Source organism: Saccharomonospora iraqiensis subsp. paurometabolica YIM 90007 (genome assembly GCF_000231035.2).
Lineage (GTDB): Bacteria > Actinomycetota > Actinomycetes > Mycobacteriales > Pseudonocardiaceae > Saccharomonospora > Saccharomonospora paurometabolica.
The window spans coordinates 13,740-14,801 of sequence record NZ_KI912211.1 but is presented as its reverse complement, the minus strand read 5'-3'; the positions used below and the strand labels follow the sequence as shown (position 1 = coordinate 14,801).

General features: G+C 75.4%; 1 protein-coding gene and 1 pseudogene. Both read right to left on the bottom strand.

What is annotated here, in order from left to right; genetic code table 11:
- Positions 1–349, bottom strand: a pseudogene (locus tag SACPADRAFT_RS0204560) (HAD family hydrolase); the annotation flags it as partial.
- The gene (locus tag SACPADRAFT_RS0204555; protein WP_028662207.1) at positions 346–978 is read right to left on the bottom strand and encodes a tetratricopeptide repeat protein; all 633 of its coding nucleotides are present in this window, start codon (positions 976–978) and stop codon (positions 346–348) included. The pseudogene SACPADRAFT_RS0204560 and the gene SACPADRAFT_RS0204555, both read right to left, overlap by 4 nt.
- Positions 979–1,062 lie beyond the last annotated feature (84 nt).

The window sequence follows — 1,062 nt, the reverse complement described above, 5'->3', positions numbered from 1 at the left end:
GCACCGGGCGCAGCCCGACCGCCCGGATCTCCGCGGCGAGCGAGTCGGTGCCGACGACGAGTACCTCGGCGCCGGCCGACAGACGCCCCGCCAGCAACCCGGCGGCGGCCTGGGCGCTCGTGCTCACCTCGGCGGGCTCCGCCGCGATACCCAGCCGTCCGAGATGGTCGGCGACCTCGGCGGGCGATTTGGCCGCGTTGTTCGTCACGAACCGCACCGCCCGTCCCCGCTCTCGGACGTGTGCGACGGCGTCCGCGGCGGCCGGGATCGGCCGCGCGCCGTGGTAGACGGTGCCGTCGAGGTCGAACAGCACCGCATCGTGCCGGTCGAGCAGCGATTCCGCGCTCACTCCGCCAGCTCCGAGGCGCGTTCGGCGGCGTCGGTCTCGTCGTCGGTGTCCGCCTCGGCGGCGTGCAGGAACCACCGCATCGCCTCGTCCGTCCGTCCCGCGGCGGCGAGGTTGTCGGCGTAGGCGTAGAACAGCCGGGCGCTCCACGGGTGCGGCCGCTGCGGGTCGAGGTCGGGGCCCTGCAGCTGCACCACCGCCGCGTCGACCTGGCCGAGGTCGCGCCGGGCGCCCGCGGTCACGATCCGCAGTTCCACCGCCACCTCCTTCGGCAGCCGCTCGACATCGGTCTCTTTGGCGATGTCGAGAGCGCGTTCCGGACGGCCGAGGGCGCGCTCCGCGTCCGCGATCACCGCGACGTGCGTGTCGTCGCGGGTCATCCGCTTGACGGCGCGCAGTTCCGACAACGCCTCGGCCCACTCCCCGGCCTGGTAGGCGACCAGACCGGCCGCCTCCCGGACCACCGCGATGCGCGACGCCTTCGTCTTCGCGTACCGGGCGTGGGCGAGGGCGGCCGCGGGATCCTCGTCGAGCAGCTGCCCGGCGGCGACCAGGTGGCGCCCGATCCGCTCGGCGAGGTCACGTGGCAGCGACCGCAGGTCCCGTCGCGCCTCGGCGTCGAGGTCGTCGATCGTGACGTCCTCGGGGAGTTCGGGGGCCTCCGCGGTCGCCGGTTTCGAGTCCCGGCCACGCGCGGCCCCGCCGCGGGGTCCGCG